Consider the following 23,040-nt stretch of genomic DNA (forward strand, 5'->3'; position numbering starts at 1 on the left):
CCGCGCCGGCCAGTTCGGTCAGCGCGGTCAGCGGCGTTATCTCGCGTTCCAACCCAGTATCGCCTCGAGGATGATGCTGCTCCGTTTGACTTGTGACGTAGACCGCGAGTCAGGCAATGCCCAGCGGTTCGTGATTCGTTGGCAAGCTACGAATGTGCGGATACGTCCTCGTCACATGTCCGCGCGAGCGAGGGCCTCTGCTTCCATCGCAGCGATGAAGTCGGCGACGTTCGAGCCATAGATGCCCCAGCTGTTCACGCCACCGAGCTCGACGAGGCGGAGTACGCCATCGGGACCGACGCCGACATCGACGGTGACCATGGTGCAGCCGTGGACGAGCAGTCGCGCCGCCGCAGTCTCCGCGAAACCACGTACATGATCGGGGACGGGCAAGTACGGCTCGATCGAATAGGTGCTTCCGCAGACGAAGCGGCCGTCGCGGCAGAAGCAGCGGTACTCGCGCTCGAAGGTCACGACCTCGGACACGACGACGAGTTCGTCTCGGTACTGGTCGTAAGTCCGGAGCCAGTGACCCAGATCCACGATGGCATGAACGTCGGCGGGAAACAGCTTGTAGTTCGTATCGCTGCGGATGAAGACCTGGTCACTGCCGAACATGCGCCGCAGCGGTAGACCGGGAACCGCCGAGAATGGCATGAGGACGGCGGTGCGGCGCAGGAGGTCATACACATGCCGGTAGTAGAACGAGCAGCGCAGCATCGTGTAGTCATCGAAGACCGCTTCTCCGAGCTGCGGCACGCGACGCAGGCTCCTCATCGTTGGCATCGTCCCGTACCCGACGATCGGACGCCCGTCTTGAACGACGGGCCAGCGTTCCATCCTCGCATCATGCGGTTCGACAATCAGGGCATCGTCGAGCGCGGCCGCGACGGTAGCTGAGCCGGGGAAGTCCTCGTGAAGATCGATGAGCCATTGCGGTCGCATGGCACGATGCTATTCACGCCGAGCGAGGTATCTCCTGGTTACTTGCGTTCGCGGCATCGTTCGGAGGCGATCACCGCACCGGACGCGACCGAGCACGACGTGCCGTTCGATGCCAACCGCTGCCATCGGCGGTCACCAGGCCGGCCAATTCGAGTGCGGGCAGTGCCGCGCGCACCGCGGCGAGGGGAAGCCCGCAGTGCGCGGACAGCTCTGCGGGCACTCTTGACCCTGTCTTCGGTAAGGCGGCGAAGACTTCGGCCTGGTCTCCGGTCAGGCTGCGTACCGGATCGTCCGTGTTCGCGGCATCGGTGAGAGGCAGGCGCGGTGGACCTATTTCGCCGATAATGTCTTCGGCGCGCGTGACGAGGAGGGCTTCCCCTTCGCTGATCATGTGGTGGCATCCCACCGAAGCCGCCGAGGTCACCGGACCCGGTACGGCCAAGGCCGGGCGACCGAGGCGGCGCGCCCATTTGACGGTGTTTCGGGCGCCGCTGCGCAGCCCGGCCTCGACGACGAGCACTCCGTCGGCGAGTGCGGCGATCAGGCGGTTACGGGCCAGGAAATGATGTTTGCGCGCGGTGACGCCGGGTGGGTATTCGCTGACCACCACACCGGATTCGGCGATCTCGGCCAGTAGTCGTTCGTGCTGGGCCGGATAGGGGCGGTCGATACCGCATGCCAGCACCGCGATGGTCGAGCCATGCGCGGCGAGCGCGGACCGGTGCGCTATACCGTCGATCCCGAAGGCCGCACCGGAGACGATGGTCCAGCCCTGTGCGGTGAGGTCACCTACGAATTCGGCGGTGACCCGATTGCCGTATCCGGTGCTGCACCGGGCTCCGACCACGGCCACGGCGCGTTCGCTGAGCTCCAGCAGGGAGCCGGGGCCGCGGGCCCACAGCACGAGCGGCACTGCCGCATCGCGCTCGCGGCCCGGCTCCAGTTGTGTGAAGCCGAGCATGCGCCATGCGGGCCACTCCGGATCATCCGGTGTGATCACTCGCCCACCGATCCGCGCGACCGCCGCCAGATCCCGTGCGGCGAGGTCGATATCGCGGCGCTGGGCTGTCGGTGCGCGCAAGGATTCGGGCAGTGCGCACTCCCGCACGGCGCGGGCCGCCTCGACCACCCCCACCGAATCGATCAGTGCCGAGAGCGGTGCGCAGGGGCCGAGCACCACTCGCGACAGATACACCCACGCCAGCCGCCGGGCATCGGTATCCGCATCGGCGGATACCTGGCGGTGGTGACCGCCGGTCGCACCATCCTGTTCCTGGAGCGGCGCGCTCATTCCGTGTCCCGCTGCCGGAAGTTCAACGCGGCCAGCACATCCTGCGCGGAGGGCATTTCTCCACCGCGCAGATCGCAGATGGTCCAGGCCACCCGGAGGGCGCGATCGGCCCCGCGCGCGGACATCCGGCCCAGCCGCAGGGCACCCTCGACGGGTGCAAGCGCTTCCCGTGGCAAACGGAATCGCTGCCGCAGAATATGCCCGGGCACTTCGGCATTCGCGAGCCAACCGTACTCGCGCCAGCGCGCTATCGCCGCGCCCCTTGCCTGCGCGACCCGGTCGCGGACCGCGGCACTGCTCTCCCCGGTTTCGGTGCTGAACGTGGCGCCGAGCTGGCCGTGCATCCGCACCCAGAGATCGATGCGGTCCATCAGCGGACCGGACAATTTTCCTAGGTAGCGGCGGCGGGCCAGCGGTGCGCAGATGCAGTCGACCTCCCGTGCGGGCGCACACGGGCACGGGTTCGCCGCCAGGACGAGCTGGAAACGGGCCGGGTAACGCGCCACCCCGTCGCGCCGGGCGATGCGTACTTCGCCCTCTTCCAGGGGAGTACGCATCGCCTCCAGCACCTTGGCGCCGAGCTCGGCGCATTCGTCGAGGAACAGCACACCGCGATGAGCTCGGCTGACCGCACCTGGCCTGGCGGTGCCGGAGCCACCGCCGATCATCGCGCTCACCGAGGTGGAGTGGTGCGGGGCGACGAACGGCGGCACGATGATCAGCGGATGCTCGCCGGAGAGTATGCCCGCCATCGAGTGGATCGCGGTCACCTCCAGCGCCTCGGTCTCGGTGAGCGGTGGCAGCAGACCGGGAAGACGTTGCGCCAGCATGGTTTTGCCGATACCGGGCGGACCGGTCAGCAGCAGGTGATGCCCACCCGCCGCAGCCACCTCCAAGGCCCAGCGGGCTTCGGCTTGTCCGACCACCTCACTGAGATCACCTTGCCGGGGCGCGGTACCAGGCATGCTGCCGTCCGGTTCGGCGAGGGAACCTTCGCCACGCAGCCAGGCCACCACCTCGCGCAGGCTGCTCGCCCCGAATACCTCGATACCCTCGACCAGCGCGGCCTCGGCCAGGGTCGCCGCTGGCACCACAACGCTCGACCAGCCCGCGGTGCGCGCCGCGAGCACGGCGGGCAAGATCCCCCGTACCCGGCGTAGCCGCCCGTCCAGGGCTAGTTCGCCGAGCAGTACGGTTTTCGCCAGCCGCTCGGCTGGGACACTGCCGGACGCATCGAGTACCGCGATCGCGAGGGCCAGGTCGTAAACGGTTCCCAGCTTCGGCAAGGTGGCGGGGGACAGTGCGAGGATCACCCTGCCGTCCGGCCATTTCTCCCCGGAGTTCGTCACTGCCGCGCGCACCCGGTCGCGGGATTCCTGTAGTGCGGTATCGGGCAGGCCGACCAGATGGATGGCGGGCAGGCCCTGACCGATATCGGCCTCGATCTCCACGAGCAGCCCGTCCACTCCGGTGACGGCTACCGAATGAGCCCGTCCGAGAGCCATTCAGAACACCGCCTCTAGGTGCTCGATAACCGGTGCGCGGCCCGGCGCCACCAGCACCGAGACGACATCGAACCGGATGCGCCGCCAGGAACCGTCCTGTTCGGCCAGCCACAGCAGGGCCAGCCGCCGGATGCGCCGCTGTTTGACCGCCGTGACCGATTCGGCCGGTGCACCGTAACCGAGGCCGGATCGGGTCTTGACCTCAACGAATGCGGTCACGTCCCGATCGAGGACGATCAGATCCAGCTCACCGTATCGGCACCGCCAGTTCCTTGCGATGATCTCCATCCCCGCGGCCCGCAGAAAATCCGCCGCCAGCTCTTCCCCGCGTGCGCCGAGCGCCTGTTTGTCCGTCACCCACCCAGACTGCGCCGGGGCCGGACCGGGTCAGCCGTGCCGACCTCGGCACGAAGAAAAACTGTTGATCAGCGCTTTCCTGTGGAGAACTATCCGGTCGCTCACTCCGGCAGCCGCAAGTCCGGCTTCTCCAGCTCCTCGATATTGACGTCCTTGAAGGTGATCACCCGGACATGCTTGACGAAGCGGGCCGGGCGATACATATCCCACACCCACGCGTCGCTCATCCGCACTTCGAAGTACACCTCGCCGTCCGCGTTCTGCGGCCGCAGCTCCACGGAGTTGGCCAGGTAGAAGCGACGCTCGGTCTCCACCACGTACGAAAACTGACCGACAATGTCCTTGTACTCGCGATACAGCGAGAGTTCCATCTCGGTCTCGTACTTCTCGAGGTCCTCGGCACTCATCGGGTGGCACGTCCTCCTTCTCGCCGCGTCGCGTCATGTGCTGACATCATCGCGCATGCGCGGCATCGGTAGCTACTCGGCTAGCCGTACGCCCGTCCTGGAATTCCTCTGGCACCGCGATGTCCGCGGCTGCCTCCGCGATAGCATCCGTCGCACAGTCTGCCTTGGTGACCGGTCGTGCCGCGGCGACCTCGCGCACAGTGCGCCATGAGCGGCGATGTTCACTACTCGGCCCGAGGCGATGCAATGCGGCCGTATGCTCGGCCGTGTTGTAGCCCTTGTGCGCCGCGAACCCGTAACCGGGGAACCGCTCGTCCAGCTCGACCATGATGCGATCTCTGGTCACCTTCGCCAGAATGCTGGCCGCCGCGATACACGCCGCTGCCCCGTCGCCACCGATGATCGGCAGCGACGGCACCGGGATACCCGGCACCAGGAATCCGTCGGTGAGCACATAACCCGGTGTCCGGCCGAGGCCCGCGACCGCCCGGCGCATGCCCTCGATATTGGCGACGTGAATGCCGATCGAGTCGATCTCCCCGGCCGGGATCACGACGATCGCATAGGCCAGCGCCAGGCGGGTGATCACCGGGTACAGCTCTTCGCGGACGGCCTCGGTGAGCTTTTTGGAGTCATCGAGGCCTGCCAGCGTGTCATAGGCCTTAGGGGGGAGCAGGCACGCGGCCACCACCAGCGGGCCCGCGCAGGGACCGCGCCCCGCCTCGTCCACCCCGGCGACCGGCCCGAGGCCGCCGCGGATCAAGGCCGATTCGAGCGTGCGCAGCCCGCCCGCCCGGCGCATCACCATGCGCGGCGGCCAACCGTTGGCCAATGACACTCGACCTTGTCTCATCGTCCGATTATGGTGCGGTCCCGACCGGGTCAGTTCGTCTGGGGATCTTGTGAACGCACCGGCCCGATCCGGTTGGGTGGCCAGATCTTGAACACGGTCTTGCCTCGGATGTTCTCCACCGGGACGGTGCCGTCCAGGTCATCTTTGATGTGGGCGCGGGAATCGGCGGAGAAATCGCGGTTGTCACCCATCACCCATACATGTCCCTCTGGCACCCGCACGGGTGGAAACTCACGTCCCCCGACTACGCCATAAGGCCGTCCCGGCACATAGTCGTTCCGATAGAGAGCGTACGGCTCGTCCAGTGGTTTGCCGTCGACGATGACCCGGCCCTTCGAATCGCAGCACTCCACGGTCTGACCTCCGACGGCGATCACCCGTTTCACCAGATCGTTCTCGTCCGGCGGCACGAAGCCGAAGAAGGAGAAGAAGTTCTGTACCCCCCGAACGGTCGAATTGTCCGAACGGATCGACTGATACCCGAGGTTCCACGAGGGCGGACCGACGAACACCACCACATCACCCGGCTGCGGATCGCCCCAGTAGTAACTCAACTTCTCCACGTAGATGCGGTCACCGGTGCATCCGGGGCAACCGTGCAGGGTGGTTTCCATCGATTCCGACGGAATCACGTACGGTCTGCCGACGAAGTGCACCATGAACGCCGCGATCACCGCGGCGATCACTATCAGGATCGGTAGTTCCTGCCAGAACGGCCGCTGCTTCTTCGGCTTTCGCCGCTTGTTCTCGTCATCCGATCCGGACACCGGCGTCGACCCGCTTTCTTCTGCCACGCGGAACAGACTAGCCCGGTATCGGAAACCGACGTCCGATACCGGGCTAGAGAAGATCTGTTGGACCGAAAAGCGGGCTCAGCGCTTTTCTTTGATCTTGGCGGCCTTACCGCGCAGCTCACGCAGGTAGTACAGCTTGGCCCGGCGGACATCGCCGCGGGTCACGACATCGATGTGGTCGATATTGGGGCTGTGCACCGGGAAAGTACGCTCCACGCCGACACCGAACGACACCTTACGAACGGTGAAGGTCTCCCTGATGCCACCGCCCTGGCGGCGGATCACGACGCCCTTGAAGACCTGGATGCGCTCCTTCGAGCCCTCGATGACCTTCACATGCACGTTCAGCGTATCGCCGGGCCGGAACTCGGGGACATCGCTGCGCAGCGACTTCTCGTCGACGAAGTCAAGGGTGTTCATTTCCATCCTTCTGGTTTCGCGCGAGCAGAGGACCCTGGCGGCACTGTGCGCGCTCGGCCGGTTCATGCTCCGAATAGGGGATGCGCCGGGTCGACAACCACCCAGGGCAACCTGTGCATTGTGCCAGATCAGCGACGCACGGAGAAATCGACCCTCCTCCGACACCGCGCGCGAGATCACCCGCTCCGAATCATCCAGAAGGCAGCGCGACCGTCGGCTGCGGGGAGGCGCCCGGCCGCACCGGATCAGCAGGTGCCGCCGCGGCCGATACGTGCGTCGGCCGCGCTCCTACGCTGACCGCCGAATCGCTCCGACCTGTTGTTCGAACACATCCGCCGATCTCAATGGCTCGATTCACCGGACACCGTGTCCTGCGCAGGTGGCGACGGGTCGACGGCAGACGACGAGTCGGCCGCAGGCGACGGACCGGACCCGGGCGGCGAATCGGACGTAGGCGACGAGCTGGACGCAGACGGCGGAGTGGACGTAGACGGCGTGTCGTGGCCGGTCCACCAGTGCTGCCGGTGCGGCGCGGGCGGCGCGGGCACCACTGTACGGGTGAGTTCCGCCTCCGCCGCCCTGCGGACATGCTCGACATCCGGTTTCCCCGCGACCAGATCCTGTATGAAGATCTTGGCGCGAATCACCGGCCTGCGATATCGCCGTTCTCGGACGACGGCCCGATACATCAAGCGCCTGCGGTCGGCGTAACGCCAGCGCGCCCATGGTGCGCCGGGACGGCTGAGCCGCAATGCGCCCACCACGAGCAGCGGCAAGAAGAACATGCCGAACAGGCCGGTCCAGATCTTCCCCTTGGCGATGACGACCGAAGCCAGCGCCAGGTTCACCGCCGCGAAGCCGACGACGAGGAAAGGGACCTCGGTATGCGGCTCGTCCCGGAAGCCGTTGATGTCCAGTAACCACAGCGGATGGAATCCCAGCACCAGCAGAGCGGTCACCGCGAGCGCGACGAACACCGCGTCCACCGAGGTTCGTCCCTGTTCCTCCCAGTACACGTCACGCAGGTAGAAGATCAGCGCGAATTCGTCGAGGACCAGTGCGGCGCCGACCCCGAACGCGGCGGCGAGCACGGCAGCTGTCACCGGGCCCGCGGTATGCACCATGCTGACCATCCCGATCCCGGACACCAGGACCAGGACGACCCCGAACACCATATGGTGGATATGCGTCTCACCGGCGCGGAGATTGCCCGGCCACCAGCGCACCCGCGCGCGGATCAACCGGACGCTGATCCGGATGAGCAGGAAGCCGACGATGAACCCACAGAGGAAACACAGCAAAGGCAGCCGCTCTCCAGCGATCACCGCACCATCGAGCCACTGCATGCCCGCTGCCTGCTCTCGTCACTACCGGACTAGCGGCCGAACCCCGCTCTGCGCAATGCGTCCGCCATCGCTCCGCTCGGAGCTGGTGCGTTACGCCGCTGGCCGGCGCCGCGCCCCTGCCCCTGATCGCGGCCCTGTTGCTTACCCCGACCATTCTGCCGCTGCCGCTGCCCGCCGTCTCCGGATCGAGCGCCCCGGCCACGCTGCTGCGCGTCGCCGCCTTTCGTAGCCGTGCCCGGCTCATCGTCCAAGCGCAGCGAAAGACCGATGCGCTGACGTGCGACATCGACCTCCAGCACCTTCACTTTCACGACATCGCCGGACTTGACCACCTCGCGCGGGTCCTTCACAAAGGTGTGCGACATGGCCGAGACATGCACCAGCCCGTCCTGGTGCACACCCACATCGACGAACGCGCCGAACGCGGCCACATTGGTGACCACACCTTCGAGCACCATGCCCGGCTTCAGGTCGGCGACCTTCTCCACCCCGGCGGCGAACTCCGCGGTCTTGAATTCCGGGCGCGGGTCACGACCCGGCTTCTCCAGTTCCGCGATGATGTCGGTGACCGTGGGGACACCGAAGCGCTCATCGGTGAAGTCACCAGGTCGCAGTGAGCGCAGCACCGCGGTGTTACCGATGATCTCCGCGACGGGGCGATCTGTCGATTCGAGAATGCGCCGCACCACCGGGTACGCCTCCGGATGCACCGCGGAAGTGTCCAGCGGGTCCGCACCGCCACGGATACGCAGGAAGCCCGCACACTGCTCGAAGGCCTTCGGCCCGAGGCGTGGCACCTCGAGCAGCGCCGTCCGGCTGTGGAACGGGCCGTTCTGATCCCGATGCGCCACAATGCTTTCCGCCACCGAAGCACCGATACCGGATACTCGCGACAGCAGCGGCACCGACGCCGTGTTCACATCGACACCCACCGCGTTCACCGCGTCCTCCACGACCGCGCCCAGCGACCGGGCCAGCAGGGTTTCGGACACATCGTGCTGATACTGGCCGACGCCGATGGACTTCGGGTCGATTTTCACCAGCTCGGCCAGCGGGTCCTGTAGGCGTCGCGCGATCGAGACCGCACCGCGCAGAGACACGTCCATATCGGGCAGTTCCTGGGAGGCGTACGCCGAGGCGGAATACACCGAGGCACCCGCCTCGGATACCACGATCTTGGTCGGCGGGGCCACCGTGCTGTCCGACGACGCGGCGATACGCGAGATCAGCTCGGCGGCGAGGGCATCGGTCTCCCGCGAGGCGGTGCCGTTGCCGATCGCGATGAGCTCGACGCCGAACCTGGCGACCAGCGCACCGAGCACCGCGAGCGCCTTATCCCGCTGCCCCTGTGGCTTATGCGGGTAGATGACCTCGGTGGCGACCACCTTTCCGGTGGCATCGACCACCGCGACCTTCACACCGGTGCGGTAACCGGGATCGAGGCCCATGGTGGGACGGGTGCCCGCTGGCGCGGCGAGCAACAGATCGCGCAGGTTAGCGGCGAACACATCGACCGCGTCCTTCTCGGCGGCCTGCCGCAACCGCATTCTGGTATCGATGCCCAGACTGACTTGCAGTTTCGTGCGCCAAGCCCAGCGCACCGTCTCCAGCAACCAGGAGTCGGCGGGGCGGCCATGGTCGGCGATGCCGAAACGGATGGCGATACGCCCCTCGTAGACGGTGCGCTCCCCCGGCTGCGGCTCCTCGGTGTCCGGCTCGAGGTGCACGGTGAGCACCTCTTCCTTCTCCCCGCGCAACAACGCGAGAATGCGGTGGGAAGGCAGCTGGTCGAATGGCTCACTGAACTCGAAATAGTCGGCGAACTTCGCGCCCGCCTCTTCTTTGCCCGCACGCACTGTCGAGGTGACCTGCCCGCGCTGCCACATCAACTCGCGCAGCTCGCCGACCAGGTCGGCGTCCTCGGCGAAGCGCTCGACCAGGATGGCGCGCGCGCCGTCGAGCTGTTCGGCGGTGTACTGCGCCGGATCGGTGGCCGGATCACCGATCAGGGCGTCGGCCACCGGCTCGTGTCCGGCCTCGCGCGCGATCTGCGCCTTGGTGCGCCGCTTCGGCTTGTACGGCAGGTAGATGTCCTCGAGCCTGGCCTTGGTCTCGGCCAGCATGAGCTGCTGATGCAGGGCGTCGTCGAGCTTGCCTTGCGCCCGGATCGATTCGACGATCGCGGCCCTGCGCTCGTCCAGTTCACGCAGGTAGTGCAGGCGCTCGTCGAGCGTACGTAGCTGTGCGTCGTCCAGACCACCGGTGATCTCTTTGCGGTATCGCGCGATGAACGGCACGGTCGAGCCGCCATCGAGGAGCTCGACGGCGGCGCGTACCTGGGTCTCACGTACCGCCAGCTCCTCGGCGAGGCGACGGTTCACGCCTGCCACCCCCGCGGCGCCGGAACGCGGCGACGCCACGGGAGGCACGGTATCGGACTCTGCACTGATGGTCTCTGGCGCTGTCGTCACGTCCGGAGACACTACCGTCGCCACCTGACACCCGATTCACGCCCGGGTGAACCACACTGTCTCAGCCGTCCTCCAGCCCGAGCAGCCGCTGGGAGATCTCCCGTATCTCGGCCTTGCGGACCTTGCCGGTGACCGTCATCGGAAAATCCTCGACCACATGCACATAACGCGGGATCTTGAAGTGCGCCAGCTTGCCGCGACAGAACTCACGCACCGCCGTGGCGTCCAATGGTGTTGCGCCCTCGCGCATCCGGATCCATACCATCAGCTCCTCGCCGTACTTCGGGTCGGGAACGCCGACCACCTGGGCATCCAGGATGCCGGGGTGGGTGTAGAGGAATTCCTCGATCTCGCGCGGATAGATATTCTCGCCGCCACGGATGACCATGTCCTTGATCCGGCCGGTGATGCTCAGGTATCCGTCGTCGTCCATCACACCGATATCGCCGGTATGCATCCAGCCCTCGGTGTCGACTGCTTCGGCGGTCTTGTCCGGCTCATTCCAGTACCCGATCATCACCGAGTAGCCGCGGGTGCACAGCTCACCCGGTTCGCCACGCGGTACCGTGCGGCCCGTCGCCGGATCTATGATCTTGATCTCCAGATGTGGCCCTACCCGGCCGACCGTGGCAGTGCGGCGTTCGATGCTGTCGTCACGGCGGGTCTGGGTCGAGACCGGTGACGTTTCTGTCATGCCGTAGCAGATACACACCTCGTGCATGCCCATCCGGTCGATCACCTGTTTCATCACCTCCACCGGACACGGTGAACCCGCCATGATGCCGGTGCGCAGGGTGGACAGATCCGGGGTAGTCGAATCCAGTTCGGTGAGCATATCGATGAACATCGTCGGCACGCCGTACAGCGAGGTGCACCGTTCGGCCGCTACGGCGGCCAATGTCGCCTTCGGCTCGAACGACGGCGCCGGGAGCACGATGGCCGCACCATGGCTCGTGCTCGCGAGATTGCCCATCACCATGCCGAAACAGTGATAGAACGGCACCGGGACGCAGATCCGGTCCTGTTCGGTGTAGTCACACAGCTCGCCGACGAAATAGCCGTTGTTCAAGATGTTGTGATGACTGAGCGTGGCGCCCTTGGGGAAACCCGTGGTGCCGGAGGTGTATTGGATGTTGATCGGGTCGTAGGCCGACAGTTGCGCGCCGATCTCGGTAAGCCGGGCGGCGTCGATCTCGGTGCGCAGCAATGCCTCCCACTCGGGTGTGCCCAGCACGAATACCTGCGCCAGCTCCGGGCAGCCCGGCCGGACCTGTTCGATCATCTCGACATAGTTCGACGTCTTGAACTGCTCGGCCGCAACGAGCATCCGCACGCCTGCTCGCCGCAGTGCGTACTCCAGTTCGCTGGTGCGGTACGCCGGGTTGATGGTGACCAGAATCGCGCCGATCTTCGCCGTGGCGTATTGCACGAACAACCATTCCGCGCAGTTCGGCGCCCAGATGCCGACCCGGTCCCCCTTACCGATGCCCTGCGCGACAAGACCACAGGCCAGGGCATCGACGACGGCACCGAGTTGCCGGTAGGTCCAGCGGCGCCCTGACGGACAGTCCACCAACGCTTCCCGCTCAGGGAACATGGCGATCGCGCGGTCGAGACCGGCGCCGATGGTATCGCCGAGCAGCGGCGCATCGGAGTCGCCGGAAGCGTAGCTGAGTAACGAGTTCGTCATAGCAGACATCACCGAACCCCGCCCTGCCGCAGCACGAACCGCTGCACTTTGCCACTGGGTGTCTTCGGCAGACTAGACACGAAGTGGACCTTGCGCGGGTAGGCGTGCGCGGCGAACTTCCTCTTCACCAAGCTCTGGAGCTCGGACTCCAGCCCGGGGCCGCCTGCCACGCCGTCGCGCAGCACCACGAATGCCTCCAGGACCTGACCACGCAGTTGATCCGGCATCCCCACTACCGCCGCCTCGGCCACCTGCTCGTGCAATACGAGCACGCTCTCCACTTCGAACGGGCCGATACGGTAACCGGCCATGATGATGACATCGTCGTCGCGTGCGGAGAAATGGAAGAAACCATCGGCATCCTGTGCGCCCGCGTCGCCGGTCAGATACCAGCGGCCGTCGACGGTATAGCGCTGCGCGGTACGTTCCGGGGCATCGAGATAGCCGGGGAACCACAGTAGCGGGCTGTGCTCGGTGTCGATAGCGACCCGGCCCACGTGTCCGGTGGGTGCGAGGATGTCGGCGTCCTCGGCGAGCACCGCACACGACCAGCCCGGCAGCGCGCGGCCCATCGAACCCGCGGGTGTCTCGGTGTCGAGATCTCGGTGCCAAGCATTGCAAATAACCATGCCGTGCTCGGTCTGACCGTAATGATCGCGTACTGCGACACCCAGGTGCTCCGCCGACCAAGCGACGACCTCGGGTGTCAGTGGCTCGCCCGCCGAGGAAGCTCGGCGCAGTCTGCAGGACACTGGCGGCGGGGAGTTTTCGGCGCGCAGCGCGCGATAGACCGTTGGGGCAGCGGCGAAATTGGTGACACCGAAAGTCTCCAGCACCTGCCAGGTCAACGAGGCAGAGAAGCCCGCGTGGAGCAGGATGCTACGGATACCGGTGGCCAGCGGGCCGAGGATGGCGTAGTAAAGCCCATACGCCCAGCCCGGATCCGCGGCGTTCCAGAACACGTCGTCCGGTCGGACGTCCAGCCCGAACTCCTGATAGGCGTGGAAGGAAGCGAGCGCGCGCAATGGAATCGGGACGCCCTTGGGCGTACCGGTGGTTCCGCTGGTGAACAACTGGACGAGCAGTCCGGCTCCACCGACCGCCACCGGGTGCGCGTACGGGTGATGGGCCGAATGGGTGTCGAGCAGATGCTCCATCCGCAGTGCGCCCGCTGGGGCAGCAGCGCCGGCGACAATGAGCTGCCAGGACGGGTTCGCGGGCATATCCGGACCCGGCTCCAGTTTCGGTGCCTGGTCGGGGTCGGCGATGACGACCGAGACATCGGCCGCTTGCAGCCGAAACGCGATAGCCGGTGCCGCGAATGCGGTGAACAGCGGGACATGCACCGCGCCGCGTCGCCAGATACCGAGCAGCGCGACCACCAGATCCGCCGACTTCGCCATCAACGTGGCGACCCGGTCGCCTGGTTCGACACCGAGTTCGGCGAGCGCGGCGGCGCATCGCGCCGAACGTTCCCGCAGTTCACCATAGGTGAGGTCGGTCGAGGACAGGTCCGGCTCCACGATGGTGAAGGCCACCCCCTCAGCCGGATGCCGATCGCAGAGCAACTCCGCCGCCGATGCGTCGCTGCTGCCATAACAATCCAGCAGATCACGCACCCGCTGCTCCAGCTCGATGCCCATCTATCAGTTCTCCTCTTTCGGTGATTCAACGCAACCCGGGTGCGCAATAGGATGTGGGTCACATGCCAGTGCCCACTACCCCCGAAAAGGGGTGAGTCCCTGTGACCCACACCGCCCTGCTACGCCCACGAGACAGCGACGCGTTACGCGCTGAGATCCGTTGGGTCGCCAACACGACGGGTGTGTCGGTCGCGCTCGGCGGCGAAGTCCACAGCGAAGCGCTGCTGCTGTCGGAGTTCGTCGGCACCCTGACCAACCGGCTGCGCGGTCTTGTCATCGCACGCGCTTCCGGACTCGGCGGGCTCGTCCTCGATTCCGGGCGTCCGGCCTCGGTCGCGGACTACCGCACCGCCACCTCGATCACCCATGACTACGACGCGCCGGTCTCCGAGGAAGGTATTCGTTCCATGCTCGCCGTCCCGGTAATCGTGGACCGATGCCCCCGCGCAGTGCTCTATGCCGCTGCTCGCAGCGGCAGTCCGCTCGGTGACCGGACCATGGAACTCGTTGTCCAGGCCAGTCGTCGCCTGGCTACCGAGATCACCATCCGGGACGCGGTCGATCAGCGGGTACGGATGTTGGAGCTGACCACGCAGTCGGCAGCCAACGCCCCAACGGTCGCCGAGGAACTACGTGATATTCACGCCGAACTCCGTGGTATGGCCTCCTGCGCCGAGGACGACCGGTTGCGCGGGCGCCTGCACGCGGTATGCGCACGACTCACCCATGTCCTGGCAGGCGAGCCACCCCCGGACAGCCCGCGACTGTCCCGCCGCGAACTCGACGTGCTGTCCCATATCGCCCTCGGCTGCACCAATCAAGAAGCAGCACAACGCCTCTCACTCGGTCCGGAGACCGTGAAGAGCTACCTGCGCAATGCGATGACCAAACTCGACGCCCATACCCGGCACGAGGCGGTGGTGACAGCTCGGCGCCACGGGTTATTGCCCTGACCTCGGTCACTGCCCAACGGTCGGCCCTGACTCCGCACCCTGATCCGCGAGCAGATCCGGACGACGGGCGCGGGTGCGCGCCAGCGCTTGCTCATGACGCCAGGCAGCCACCTTCGCGTGGTCGCCGGACAACAAGACCTGCGGGACCTCCAGACCGCGCCAGGAGACCGGGCGGGTGTAACTGGGACCTTCGAGCAGACCGTCGGAGAACGAATCCTCTTGGTGGGACTGTTGATTGCCGAGCACACCGGGCCGCAACCGGACCACAGCCTCGGTCATCACCAGCACCGCCGCCTCACCGCCGATCAGCACATAGTCACCGATACTGACCTCGGCCACCCGCACCCTGCGGGCGGCGTCATCGAAGACGCGCTGGTCGATGCCTTCATAGCGGCCGCACGCGAAAACGAGATGTTCTTCCTCGGCCCAGCGCTGTGCGGTGGCCTGCGTGAACGGCACCCCCGCCGGGGTAGGGACGACGAGCAACGCGTCATCCGGGCAGACCTCGTCGAGCGCGGCACCCCATACGGCAGGCTTCATGACCATCCCGGGTCCGCCACCATACGGAGCATCGTCGACCGACTTGTGCACATCATGCGTCCAACGGCGCAAATCGTGCACGGTAAGCGAGATCAACCCCCGATCGATCGCCTTGCCGAGCAGCGCCGTGCGCAATGGCTCCAGATATTCCGGGAAGATCGTGACGACGTCGAGTTTCATATCTGTCTCCTCTCGCCGCGACGTCCCGGACGCCCCCATGCGGGCGTACCGATCGCCCACTGCCTCATTCCGGGTCGAGCAAGCCCTCAGGCGGGTCGAGGACGATGACACGGTCGGCCAGCGACACAGTGGGCACGATGGCGGTGACGAAAGGAACCAGGATCTCCCGTCCGTCCTCGGCGGCCCGCACCGCGAGCAGCTCACCGGCCGCGGAGTGCAACACCTCGCGTACCGAGCCGACCACGGTGCCATCGGTGAGCTGGACCTGAAGCCCTTCCAGCTCGTGGTCGTAGAACTCGTCCGGATCCTCCGAGGGCGGCAGGTCCGCGCTGTCGATAACGAACAGCAGGCCGCGCAGTGCGTCGGCCGCGGTGCGATCGGCGACACCGGTGAGAGAGACCAGAAGCCGGCCCGAGTGTTCCCGGACCGACTCCACGGTGAAATCGCGGACCGTACCGGATCGCGGGAGCCGACCGCGCAGTGTGCCGCCTGACACGAACCGCTCCTCCGGCTCATCGGTACGCACTTCGACGACGAGCTCGCCACGCACACCGTGCGATTTGGCGACCCGTCCGATGACGAGTTCCATCTACTGGTCGGTGTCGACCACGTCGACCCGGATGCCCCGGCCGCCGATACCGGCGACGAGGGTGCGCAGCGCGGTCGCGGTGCGACCACCGCGACCGATCACCTTGCCCAGATCATCGGGATGAACATGCACCTCGACCGTGCGTCCGCGGCGGCCGGTGATCAGCTCGACGCGGACGTCCTCGGGATTGGCGACGATGCCGCGAACCAGATGTTCGACGGCATCGGCGACGACGGCGCTCATTACTCGGCGGCCTCGGCAGCCTCGGCGCCCTCTTCGGCGTCCTTCTTGGCGGCCTTCTTCTTCGGCGTAACCGCCTCGGCGACCGGCTCGTTATCGGCGGCGGCCAGTGCCGCGTTGAACAGGTCCAGCTTGGACGGCTTGGCAGGCTTGACCTTCAGGGTGCCCTCGGCGCCCTCGATGCCCTTGAACTTCTGCCAGTCACCGGTGATCTTCAGCAGCTGAAGCACCGGTTCGGTCGGCTGCGCGCCGACGCCGAGCCAGTACTGCACGCGCTCGGAATCGATCTCGATGAGCGAGGGCTCTTCCTTCGGGTGGTACTTGCCGATGGACTCGATGGCCCGGCCGTCCCGGCGCGTACGGGAGTCCGCGATGACGACACGGTACTGCGGGGTGCGGATCTTGCCCAGGCGGGTGAGCTTGATGCGAACAGCCACTGCTGATCTGCCTTTCGTTGGTTGGTCACGACGCGATTCAGCGACCCGCACGGTCTGCGAGCCCGGTTTCGCGTTTGGCGTGTGTGACCGCCGCGCGGTACGTAACCGGAGACGGGCTGACACGGTGTCCGGAAGGACGATGGTTCATTGTGCCAGATGGCGTGCTCGCTCCGGAAACCACGGTATGCGCGCGAGTGCGGCTACCGCGCTCACGCCGATGCGAGCGCACCAGGTCCGCTCATCAGCTCACCAATGGCGCCAAGGTGCGTCCGGCGAGTTCGATCGTGCCCTGCGCGTGTCCGTTGACGATCATATTGATGATCAGCCCGTCGACCCCCTGATCGAGCACCCTGGTCTGCAGTTGTTCGGCGACCTCGTCCGGCGTGCCGACGAACTGCCGATCGGCTGGGCTCTGCTTACGCTCGGCCTCCGACATCGACGACAGATCGATACCCATACTGCCGAGCACGTCCTGCTGCTGTTTACGAACCAGATCCCCGTCCTCGTCCATCATCAGGAAGCACAGGTAGCTGGTCTCCAGGGTCTGCGGATCCCGGCCGACCTCGGCGCAGCGGGCACGCAGCGCATCGATCTTGCGCGGCAGCTCCGAAGCATTGCAGATGATGTTGAGGTGATCGGCGAAACGGGCGGCCAGACCGAACGTCTTCTTCTCCCCGCCACCGCCGAGCAGAATCGGCAGATCGTCACGGATCCTTGGTTCGTTGATGGCCTCCTCCACCTGATACCACTTGCCGTGGAAGCTCGGGCGCTGTCCGCGCAGCATCGGCTGGATGATCTGCAGCGCCTCGTCGAGGCGTTGGAAGCGTTCGGTGAAAGTGCCGAACTCGTAGCCGAAGGAGCGATGCTCCAGCTCGAACCAGCCAGCGCCGATGCCGAGCACCGCGCGGCCGCCGCTGACCACGTCCAGCGTGGTGACGGTCTTGGCGAGCATGGGCGGATTACGGTAGGTATTGCCGGTCACCAACGCCGACAACTGAACTCGCTCCGTCGCCGCCGCGAGACCACTGAGCGCGGTGTACGCCTCGAGCATCGGATCATCTGGCGCACCGATACCGGGCAGCTGGTAGAAGTGATCCATCACGAAGACCGTGTCGAAACCGGCGGCTTCGGCCTGCTTGGCCTGCGCGACAACCGTGGGAAACAGTTCCCGCACCGACGTGCCGTAGCTGAAGTTGGGCATCTGATAACCGAGGCGAATGGTCACGAAATCGACCCTACTCCCCTGCTGTGAATGCACCAGAAAACCGAGATCACGAATCAGCGATGACCGGTGACCGGACCACGCTCGCCATACACCCGCCCACGCAGCACCACCGCGTACGGCGTGGCGAGCATCTCCGGATGGATGCGCGGGTCCTGCTGGTAGACAACGAAATCCGCGGAGGCGCCGGGCTCGATGACCGGCCTGCCGAGCCAGTCACGGGCAGCCCAGGAGGCCGCGCCGAGCGCATCGTGCCCGGACAGGCCCGCGGCGGTGAGCGCGGCGATCTCGTCGGCGATGCGCCCGTGGCGGATGGAGCCACCGGCATCGGTGCCAGCGAAGATCCGTACGCCGGCCTCGTGCGCTGCGGCCACGGTGCCGCGTACCCGGCGATGCAGATCGCGCATATGCGCGGCGTAGACCGGGAATTTGGTCGCGTTGTCGGCGATCTCCGGGAATGTATCGATATTGACGAGGGTCGGCACCAGAGCGGTGCCGTGCTCCACCATCATCTCGATGGTGTCCTCGGTGAGGCCGGTGCCGTGCTCTAGGCAATCGATACCCGCGGCGATCAAGCCGGGGAGCGCGTCTTCCCCGAAGACGTGCGCGGTGACCCTGGCCCCGTTGGCGTGCGCGGCATCGATGGCCTCCTTCAGGATCGCGTCGCTCCACAGCGGACGCAGATCACCGACGGAGCGGTCGATCCAGTCACCGACGATCTTCACCCAGCCATCCCCGAAACGGGCCTGTTCGGCCACGATCTCCGGTAGATCGCGTTCGTCGTCGAGTTCGATGCCCAGCTCACGGATATAGCGCTTCGGCCGGGCGATGTGACGGCCCGCGCGAATGATCCGTGGCAGCTCGTCGTGGTCGTCGATGAAGCGGGTATCGATCGGCGAGCCCGCATCACGCAACAGCAGCGCCCCGGCCGCCCGTTCGGTCTCGGCCTGCGCGATGGCGCCCGCGCGGTCCTCATGCCCGCCGCCGTGCCGGATACCGACATGGCAGTGCGCGTCCACCAGGCCGGGCACGATCCATCCGTTATCGCACAGGGTTTCGGCGCCGGGCACGGGCTCGAACGACACCAGACCGTCCCGCACCCAGAGATCGCGCACCTCGCCCTCGGGAAGAACCACACCTCGCAGATGCACAGCAACCTCCTGGACCTCGTCGGCTGCCTCCAACCTACTGGCCTGCCCTCGGACCGTCATCCTGGTGAAAGGCGGCCTGGGCAGCGACGGCGAGCGCTGGTCCGAGATCGGAGAATATACCCATCCCGGGTATACGCCTGAGTACTATGGCCGCGGCGGGGTGGTGACCCCTGACCTATCGAGGAGGGGATCATGGGTTTTGCGGTGTTCGTAATCGCTACGGTCACAGCGATCGTGCTGATCGACCGGCTCGCACTACAGGCCGAACGCCGAGGCTGGATCTACTGGCGCAACTCCGAGCGCAAGGGCGCCGGGGTCGGCGTGCTCGAGCAGGTGGACAACCTGCTGACCCCATCGTCTCGACATATCGTCGAAGAGCGTATGAACAAGCGGCTCACTCGGGTCGAAACCGCCAATGGGGACATACTCGATCTGGAATCCGGAACCGTCCACCTCCGCCCGCTCGGCTCGCGTCGGTGAGCAGGACCACTGCTTACGACATCCGGAGCACAGGACGTGTGCGTCCACACGGATCGATACCAGGCAGTTCTCCGTTGATGACTGGGTGCCGTAAGCAGTCGCATCACATGGTGTCGATACCCTCCCCCGCCTGAGAAGGCAGAGGGTTCCGGTCGACGCAGGCTGTGCCACGCACTTCGGGTGGGTTCCCACTCGACCGCCGGTGGCCGACCCTCCGCCGCGCCGCGCTCGTCAGCATCAACGCACGATCCCATCGATACCGAGCGTGTCGAGTACAGCCACATGCGCGCGCATCGGATGCCACGGCGCACAACCGAACGACACGAGCCGGATAGATCGAGAGGCCCAGATCCGCATCCGTGGGGACGGCGGGTGCGAGCGACGCCCTCTGACCGGCGATGACATTGACCGAGAGACACTTTGACGTTCCTTTGCATCCTCTTGATGAAATCGTTATTGACCGGACGAGGGCCACATACAAAAATTCATCTCGTACCACCGAACATATGAACGAGGAACGAGTTCGACGCAATGATTTCGATTGCTCCGATATGCATGAAAGACAGCTATGATTTCGACGGCTTTCGTTTTTCCTGGACAGGGTTCGCAACGCGCGGGCATGGGCGCCGAATTGGCGAGTTCTTATCAGTTCACAGCAGAATACTTCAGCACGTCCGATGATATCGTCGGATTTCCGTTGTCACGACTGTGTTGTGTGGCCGACGCCGAAACGCTGCGTGACACCGCGGTCACCCAACCGGCGATCTTCCTGGTCAGTGTGATCACGATGCGGGCGTTGCGCGAACACGGCGTCGAGCCGGCGATCGCGGCTGGTCACAGCCTCGGAGAGTTCGCGGCGCTGGTGTGCGCGGGTGTCCTCGACTGGACCGATGCGCTGGCGCTGGTCCACCTGCGTGGCAGGCTCATGGCCGGCGTCGCCGCACGCGAGGCCGGCGCGATGGCCGCGGTGGTCGGACTCGACGTGCGCACCGTCGAAACCCTGTGCGCCGAGGTCGCAGACGCGACCGGCCAGGTGGTCGAGGTCGCCAACGACAACGCCCCCGACCAAGTGGTCGTCTCCGGCCACACCGAAGCGGTGGCGCTGGCCACGCGGCGCGCTCTCGCACAGGGCGCGGTGCGCGCGGTACCGCTGCCCGTCGGGGCGCCGTTCCACTGCAGCCTGATGCGCGATATCGAGAACGAGTTCTGCGCGGCCGTCGCCGAAGTCGATGTGCGGCCACCGCGGCTCACCCTGGTCTCCAGTGTCACAGCCAGTCGGGTGCACGACGCCGAATTCGCGCGGGAGGTACTGCGTAGGCAATTGACCGGACGCGTGCGCTGGACCGATACCGTCACCGAGATCACCGGCTCAGGAGCCGAACACCTGGTCGAGGTCGGGCCGGGGCGGGTGCTGAGCAAACTCTGCCGCAGGATCGCGCCAGGACTTCCCGTTCTGCCCACCGCCACGGACGATGAACTGCGCACCGCTGCGCGGACTCTCGGCCTGGTACCGATCGCACCGCTGTCCTGAGCGGCACGGATAGCCGAGGAGAGCGCAGGGAAAACCTCATACAGTCCTCATCACTGATCGCGGCGAGAGCGCGGTCCGCAGCGCACGTGTGCGCTGCGGACCGCGGTATGACCCGCGCCGCCGGCTACGCGGGCAACGACGCACCGCGCACTCCACCTCACCGACGCGATATACGCGCTCGCCGGGGACCTGCCGAACACCACCTGTCTCGATATCGATAAGACCATCGCCGTCGCGATGAAGCCGGCGGGAAATTCCATTTACGCGGACGAGAAACCGTGTGGTATTCGCGTGTCGCAGCACACGCGAATTCTCTCCGAGAACAAGCGAAACCGACCGTTCGAGAAACAGCGTCCATAGGTGACGCTCGATTTCCGGTGCATTCCGGGAAACCGCGGTACGCAATTCGATCCGGCCGGATCGAATTGCGTACGCGAAACAGCTGACCGAGGAGGTTTTATGGATGCCGATGTGATAGTCGTCGGAGCGGGCCCGGCCGGGTTGACGCTGGCGGCCGAACTGCGATTGGCGGGCGCGAGCGTCGTCCTGCTCGAGCGGCTCGCCCAGCGCACAGGCGAGTCACGTGGGCTCGGCTTCACCGCCCGCACCATGGAGGTGTTCGATCAGCGAGGGCTGTTGCCCTACTTCGGCACTGTCGAGACCAGCGCCTTGGGGCATTTCGGTGGCCTACCGGTGGATTTCGGCGTGATCGACGGCGGCGACCGCGCAGTGAAGACGATCCCGCAGTCGGAGACCGAATCCGTCCTCGAGCAGTGGGCGGTAGGTCTCGGCGTCGATCTGCGCCGCAGTCACGACCTGCTCGCGGTCACCGACACGGGCACCCATGTCGAGGTCGATATCGCTGCCCCGCAAGGGGTCATCCAGTTGTCGGCGCCGTATCTGGTCGGCTGCGACGGTGGCCGGAGCACCGTACGGAAAGCGGTCGGATTCGACTTTCCCGGTACCGCGTCCACGATGGAGATGTTCCTCGCCGACGTCAAGGGTCTCGATCTGCCGCCGCGCATGATCGGCGAGACCCTGCCCAACGGGATGGTGATGGTCGGCCATCTGCCTGGCGAGATCACCCGTTTGATCGTCTGCGAACGCGGCGCGCCCCCGCAGCGCCGCGAATCCGCACCGCCCTATGCGGAGGTCGCGGGGGCATGGCAGCGGATCACCGGCTCCGATATATCCCACGGTGAACCGGTATGGATCAGCTCGTTCGGCAATGCCACCCGGCAGGCCACCGAGTACCAACGCGGCCGGGTGTTCCTGGCCGGGGACTCCGCCCATATCCACCTGCCTGCGGGTGGACAGGGCATGAACACCAGCATCCAGGACTCGGTCAACCTGGGCTGGAAGCTCGGTGCGGTCGTGACCGGACGGGCACCGGAAACGCTGCTGTCGACCTACCACGACGAACGTCATCCGGTGGGCCGACGACTGCTGATGAACACTCAGGCGCAGGGGCTGCTGTTCCTCACCGGTTCCGAGATGCAGCCCATGCGCGATCTGGTCGCCGAACTGATCGGCTACGAACAGGTCGCGCGCCATCTGGCCGGAATGGTCAGCGGGCTGGAGATCAACTACGAGGTCGGAGGCGGATCGCATCCGCTGCTCGGCTACCGCCTGCCCGACCTCGGCCTGACCGGACCATCGGCGCCCTCGTCGACGACACGCGCGCTGCACCCGGCCCGCGGTGTGCTGTTCGACTTCGAGGACAACCCCCGCCTCCGTGCTGTCGCGGCGGACTGGGACGACCGCATCGACATCGTCACCGGGCGCATCACGCGGCGGCCCGATTCGTGGCCGCGGGACACGGCCGCGGTGCTCGTCCGTCCGGACGGCTACATCGCCTGGGCCGCACCCGGTGCGTACGCCGATCTGCCGATGTCACTCGAACGTTGGTTCGGGCACAGGCATGCGGACCGCACGCGCATCGAGCACAGCCACACGCTCGTGCCCGAACTTCTCGCACAACACTAGGAGCTCCTC

The 23,040-nt window shown here is 66.1% G+C and carries 22 protein-coding genes; 4 read left to right on the forward strand and 18 right to left on the reverse strand.

The annotated features are described in order from the left end of the window. Window positions 1-171 precede the first annotated feature (171 nt). The 12 genes from ACL02S_RS12845 to ACL02S_RS12900 all read right to left on the reverse strand — a co-directional run bounded on the left by ACL02S_RS12845 (window position 172) and on the right by ACL02S_RS12900 (window position 13,722). Complete coding sequence (locus ACL02S_RS12845) at window positions 172-840, reverse strand: ATP-grasp domain-containing protein (protein WP_412802601.1); 669 nt, start codon at window positions 838-840, stop codon at window positions 172-174. A 175-nt stretch (window positions 841-1,015) separates the two neighbouring features. Next, a complete protein-coding gene (gene dprA, locus ACL02S_RS12850) occupies window positions 1,016-2,236 on the reverse strand; it encodes a DNA-processing protein DprA (RefSeq protein ID WP_412802602.1) in 1,221 nt (406 codons plus the stop codon). Continuing rightward, the gene (locus ACL02S_RS12855; protein WP_412802603.1) at window positions 2,233-3,741 is read right to left on the reverse strand and encodes a YifB family Mg chelatase-like AAA ATPase; all 1,509 of its coding nucleotides are present in this window, start codon (window positions 3,739-3,741) and stop codon (window positions 2,233-2,235) included. Before ACL02S_RS12855 ends, dprA begins: the two co-directional genes overlap by 4 nt. Further along, window positions 3,742-4,098: a YraN family protein gene (locus ACL02S_RS12860; protein ID WP_412802604.1), complete on the reverse strand. Its 357-nt coding sequence runs from the start codon at window positions 4,096-4,098 to the stop codon at window positions 3,742-3,744. A 101-nt stretch (window positions 4,099-4,199) separates the two neighbouring features. Next, a complete protein-coding gene (locus tag ACL02S_RS12865) occupies window positions 4,200-4,505 on the reverse strand; it encodes a DUF2469 domain-containing protein (protein ID WP_011210678.1) in 306 nt (101 codons plus the stop codon). Window positions 4,506-4,551: 46 nt separating this feature from the next. Next, window positions 4,552-5,358 carry a ribonuclease HII gene (locus tag ACL02S_RS12870; RefSeq protein WP_412802605.1) on the reverse strand — a complete coding sequence of 269 codons (807 nt, stop codon included), beginning with the start codon at window positions 5,356-5,358 and terminating at the stop codon, window positions 4,552-4,554. Between the two features lie 29 nt (window positions 5,359-5,387). Continuing rightward, window positions 5,388-6,152: a signal peptidase I gene (lepB, locus tag ACL02S_RS12875; protein ID WP_412802606.1), complete on the reverse strand. Its 765-nt coding sequence runs from the start codon at window positions 6,150-6,152 to the stop codon at window positions 5,388-5,390. A 78-nt stretch (window positions 6,153-6,230) separates the two neighbouring features. Beyond that, complete coding sequence (gene rplS, locus ACL02S_RS12880; protein WP_040780792.1) at window positions 6,231-6,572, reverse strand: 50S ribosomal protein L19; 342 nt, start codon at window positions 6,570-6,572, stop codon at window positions 6,231-6,233. A gap of 341 nt (window positions 6,573-6,913) precedes the next feature. Next, window positions 6,914-7,918 (reverse strand): hypothetical protein, encoded by a 1,005-nt coding sequence (locus ACL02S_RS12885; protein ID WP_412802607.1) that lies wholly within the window; start codon window positions 7,916-7,918, stop codon window positions 6,914-6,916. 29 nt (window positions 7,919-7,947) lie between these two features. Next, the gene (locus ACL02S_RS12890) at window positions 7,948-10,338 is read right to left on the reverse strand and encodes a Tex family protein (protein WP_412802608.1); all 2,391 of its coding nucleotides are present in this window, start codon (window positions 10,336-10,338) and stop codon (window positions 7,948-7,950) included. A gap of 112 nt (window positions 10,339-10,450) precedes the next feature. Continuing rightward, window positions 10,451-12,079: an AMP-binding protein gene (locus ACL02S_RS12895; RefSeq protein WP_412802792.1), complete on the reverse strand. Its 1,629-nt coding sequence runs from the start codon at window positions 12,077-12,079 to the stop codon at window positions 10,451-10,453. A gap of 8 nt (window positions 12,080-12,087) precedes the next feature. Continuing rightward, window positions 12,088-13,722 carry an AMP-binding protein gene (locus tag ACL02S_RS12900; RefSeq protein ID WP_412802609.1) on the reverse strand — a complete coding sequence of 545 codons (1,635 nt, stop codon included), beginning with the start codon at window positions 13,720-13,722 and terminating at the stop codon, window positions 12,088-12,090. A 101-nt stretch (window positions 13,723-13,823) separates the two neighbouring features. Between ACL02S_RS12900 and ACL02S_RS12905 the strand changes: the two genes are divergently transcribed. After that, window positions 13,824-14,675 (forward strand): LuxR C-terminal-related transcriptional regulator, encoded by an 852-nt coding sequence (locus tag ACL02S_RS12905; RefSeq protein ID WP_412802610.1) that lies wholly within the window; start codon window positions 13,824-13,826, stop codon window positions 14,673-14,675. Between the two features lie 6 nt (window positions 14,676-14,681). On the opposite strand, the gene trmD is transcribed toward ACL02S_RS12905, so the two are convergent. The 6 genes from trmD to ACL02S_RS12935 form a co-directional block, all read right to left on the reverse strand. Further along, on the reverse strand, window positions 14,682-15,395 hold the full coding sequence (gene trmD, locus ACL02S_RS12910; protein WP_412802611.1) for a tRNA (guanosine(37)-N1)-methyltransferase TrmD: 714 nt from the start codon (window positions 15,393-15,395) through the stop codon (window positions 14,682-14,684). A gap of 64 nt (window positions 15,396-15,459) precedes the next feature. Continuing rightward, window positions 15,460-15,984, reverse strand: coding sequence for a ribosome maturation factor RimM (rimM, locus tag ACL02S_RS12915; RefSeq protein WP_412802612.1), 525 nt, complete (start codon window positions 15,982-15,984; stop codon window positions 15,460-15,462). Further along, the gene (locus ACL02S_RS12920; RefSeq protein WP_040708791.1) at window positions 15,985-16,227 is read right to left on the reverse strand and encodes an RNA-binding protein; all 243 of its coding nucleotides are present in this window, start codon (window positions 16,225-16,227) and stop codon (window positions 15,985-15,987) included. Continuing rightward, window positions 16,227-16,661, reverse strand: coding sequence for a 30S ribosomal protein S16 (rpsP, locus tag ACL02S_RS12925; RefSeq protein WP_412802613.1), 435 nt, complete (start codon window positions 16,659-16,661; stop codon window positions 16,227-16,229). Before rpsP ends, ACL02S_RS12920 begins: the two co-directional genes overlap by 1 nt. A gap of 241 nt (window positions 16,662-16,902) precedes the next feature. Next, a complete protein-coding gene (locus ACL02S_RS12930) occupies window positions 16,903-17,886 on the reverse strand; it encodes an LLM class F420-dependent oxidoreductase (RefSeq protein ID WP_412802614.1) in 984 nt (327 codons plus the stop codon). Between the two features lie 53 nt (window positions 17,887-17,939). Continuing rightward, window positions 17,940-19,094: an amidohydrolase family protein gene (locus ACL02S_RS12935; protein WP_412802615.1), complete on the reverse strand. Its 1,155-nt coding sequence runs from the start codon at window positions 19,092-19,094 to the stop codon at window positions 17,940-17,942. Window positions 19,095-19,226: 132 nt separating this feature from the next. On the opposite strand from ACL02S_RS12935, the gene ACL02S_RS12940 reads away from it, so the two are divergent. The 3 genes from ACL02S_RS12940 (at window position 19,227) to ACL02S_RS12950 (ending at window position 23,031) form a co-directional block, all read left to right on the forward strand. Continuing rightward, the gene (locus tag ACL02S_RS12940; protein WP_412802616.1) at window positions 19,227-19,514 is read left to right on the forward strand and encodes a hypothetical protein; all 288 of its coding nucleotides are present in this window, start codon (window positions 19,227-19,229) and stop codon (window positions 19,512-19,514) included. Between the two features lie 568 nt (window positions 19,515-20,082). After that, window positions 20,083-21,045, forward strand: coding sequence for an ACP S-malonyltransferase (gene fabD, locus ACL02S_RS12945; protein ID WP_412802617.1), 963 nt, complete (start codon window positions 20,083-20,085; stop codon window positions 21,043-21,045). 459 nt (window positions 21,046-21,504) lie between these two features. After that, a complete protein-coding gene (locus ACL02S_RS12950) occupies window positions 21,505-23,031 on the forward strand; it encodes an FAD-dependent monooxygenase (protein ID WP_412802618.1) in 1,527 nt (508 codons plus the stop codon). The last annotated feature ends 9 nt before the right edge of the window (window positions 23,032-23,040 follow it).

Source organism: Nocardia spongicola, assembly GCF_047200775.1.
GTDB lineage: Bacteria > Actinomycetota > Actinomycetes > Mycobacteriales > Mycobacteriaceae > Nocardia.

Bases quoted from the DNA above. Each gene is read 5' to 3' on its own strand.
- ACL02S_RS12845 (WP_412802601.1), bottom strand. From the start codon at position 840: ATGGAACGCTGGCCCGTCGTTCAAGACGGGCGTCCGATCGTCGGGTAC.
- dprA (WP_412802602.1), bottom strand. From the start codon at position 2,236: ATGAGCGCGCCGCTCCAGGAACAGGATGGTGCGACCGGCGGTCACCAC.
- ACL02S_RS12855 (WP_412802603.1), bottom strand. From the start codon at position 3,741: ATGGCTCTCGGACGGGCTCATTCGGTAGCCGTCACCGGAGTGGACGGG.
- ACL02S_RS12865 (WP_011210678.1), bottom strand. From the start codon at position 4,505: ATGAGTGCCGAGGACCTCGAGAAGTACGAGACCGAGATGGAACTCTCG.
- ACL02S_RS12870 (WP_412802605.1), bottom strand. From the start codon at position 5,358: ATGAGACAAGGTCGAGTGTCATTGGCCAACGGTTGGCCGCCGCGCATG.
- rplS (WP_040780792.1), bottom strand. From the start codon at position 6,572: ATGAACACCCTTGACTTCGTCGACGAGAAGTCGCTGCGCAGCGATGTC.
- ACL02S_RS12885 (WP_412802607.1), bottom strand. From the start codon at position 7,918: ATGCAGTGGCTCGATGGTGCGGTGATCGCTGGAGAGCGGCTGCCTTTG.
- ACL02S_RS12895 (WP_412802792.1), bottom strand. From the start codon at position 12,079: ATGACGAACTCGTTACTCAGCTACGCTTCCGGCGACTCCGATGCGCCG.
- ACL02S_RS12900 (WP_412802609.1), bottom strand. From the start codon at position 13,722: ATGGGCATCGAGCTGGAGCAGCGGGTGCGTGATCTGCTGGATTGTTAT.
- trmD (WP_412802611.1), bottom strand. From the start codon at position 15,395: ATGAAACTCGACGTCGTCACGATCTTCCCGGAATATCTGGAGCCATTG.
- rimM (WP_412802612.1), bottom strand. From the start codon at position 15,984: ATGGAACTCGTCATCGGACGGGTCGCCAAATCGCACGGTGTGCGTGGC.
- ACL02S_RS12920 (WP_040708791.1), bottom strand. From the start codon at position 16,227: ATGAGCGCCGTCGTCGCCGATGCCGTCGAACATCTGGTTCGCGGCATC.
- ACL02S_RS12935 (WP_412802615.1), bottom strand. From the start codon at position 19,094: ATGACGGTCCGAGGGCAGGCCAGTAGGTTGGAGGCAGCCGACGAGGTC.
- ACL02S_RS12940 (WP_412802616.1), top strand. From the start codon at position 19,227: ATGGGTTTTGCGGTGTTCGTAATCGCTACGGTCACAGCGATCGTGCTG.
- fabD (WP_412802617.1), top strand. From the start codon at position 20,083: ATGATTTCGACGGCTTTCGTTTTTCCTGGACAGGGTTCGCAACGCGCG.
- ACL02S_RS12950 (WP_412802618.1), top strand. From the start codon at position 21,505: ATGGATGCCGATGTGATAGTCGTCGGAGCGGGCCCGGCCGGGTTGACG.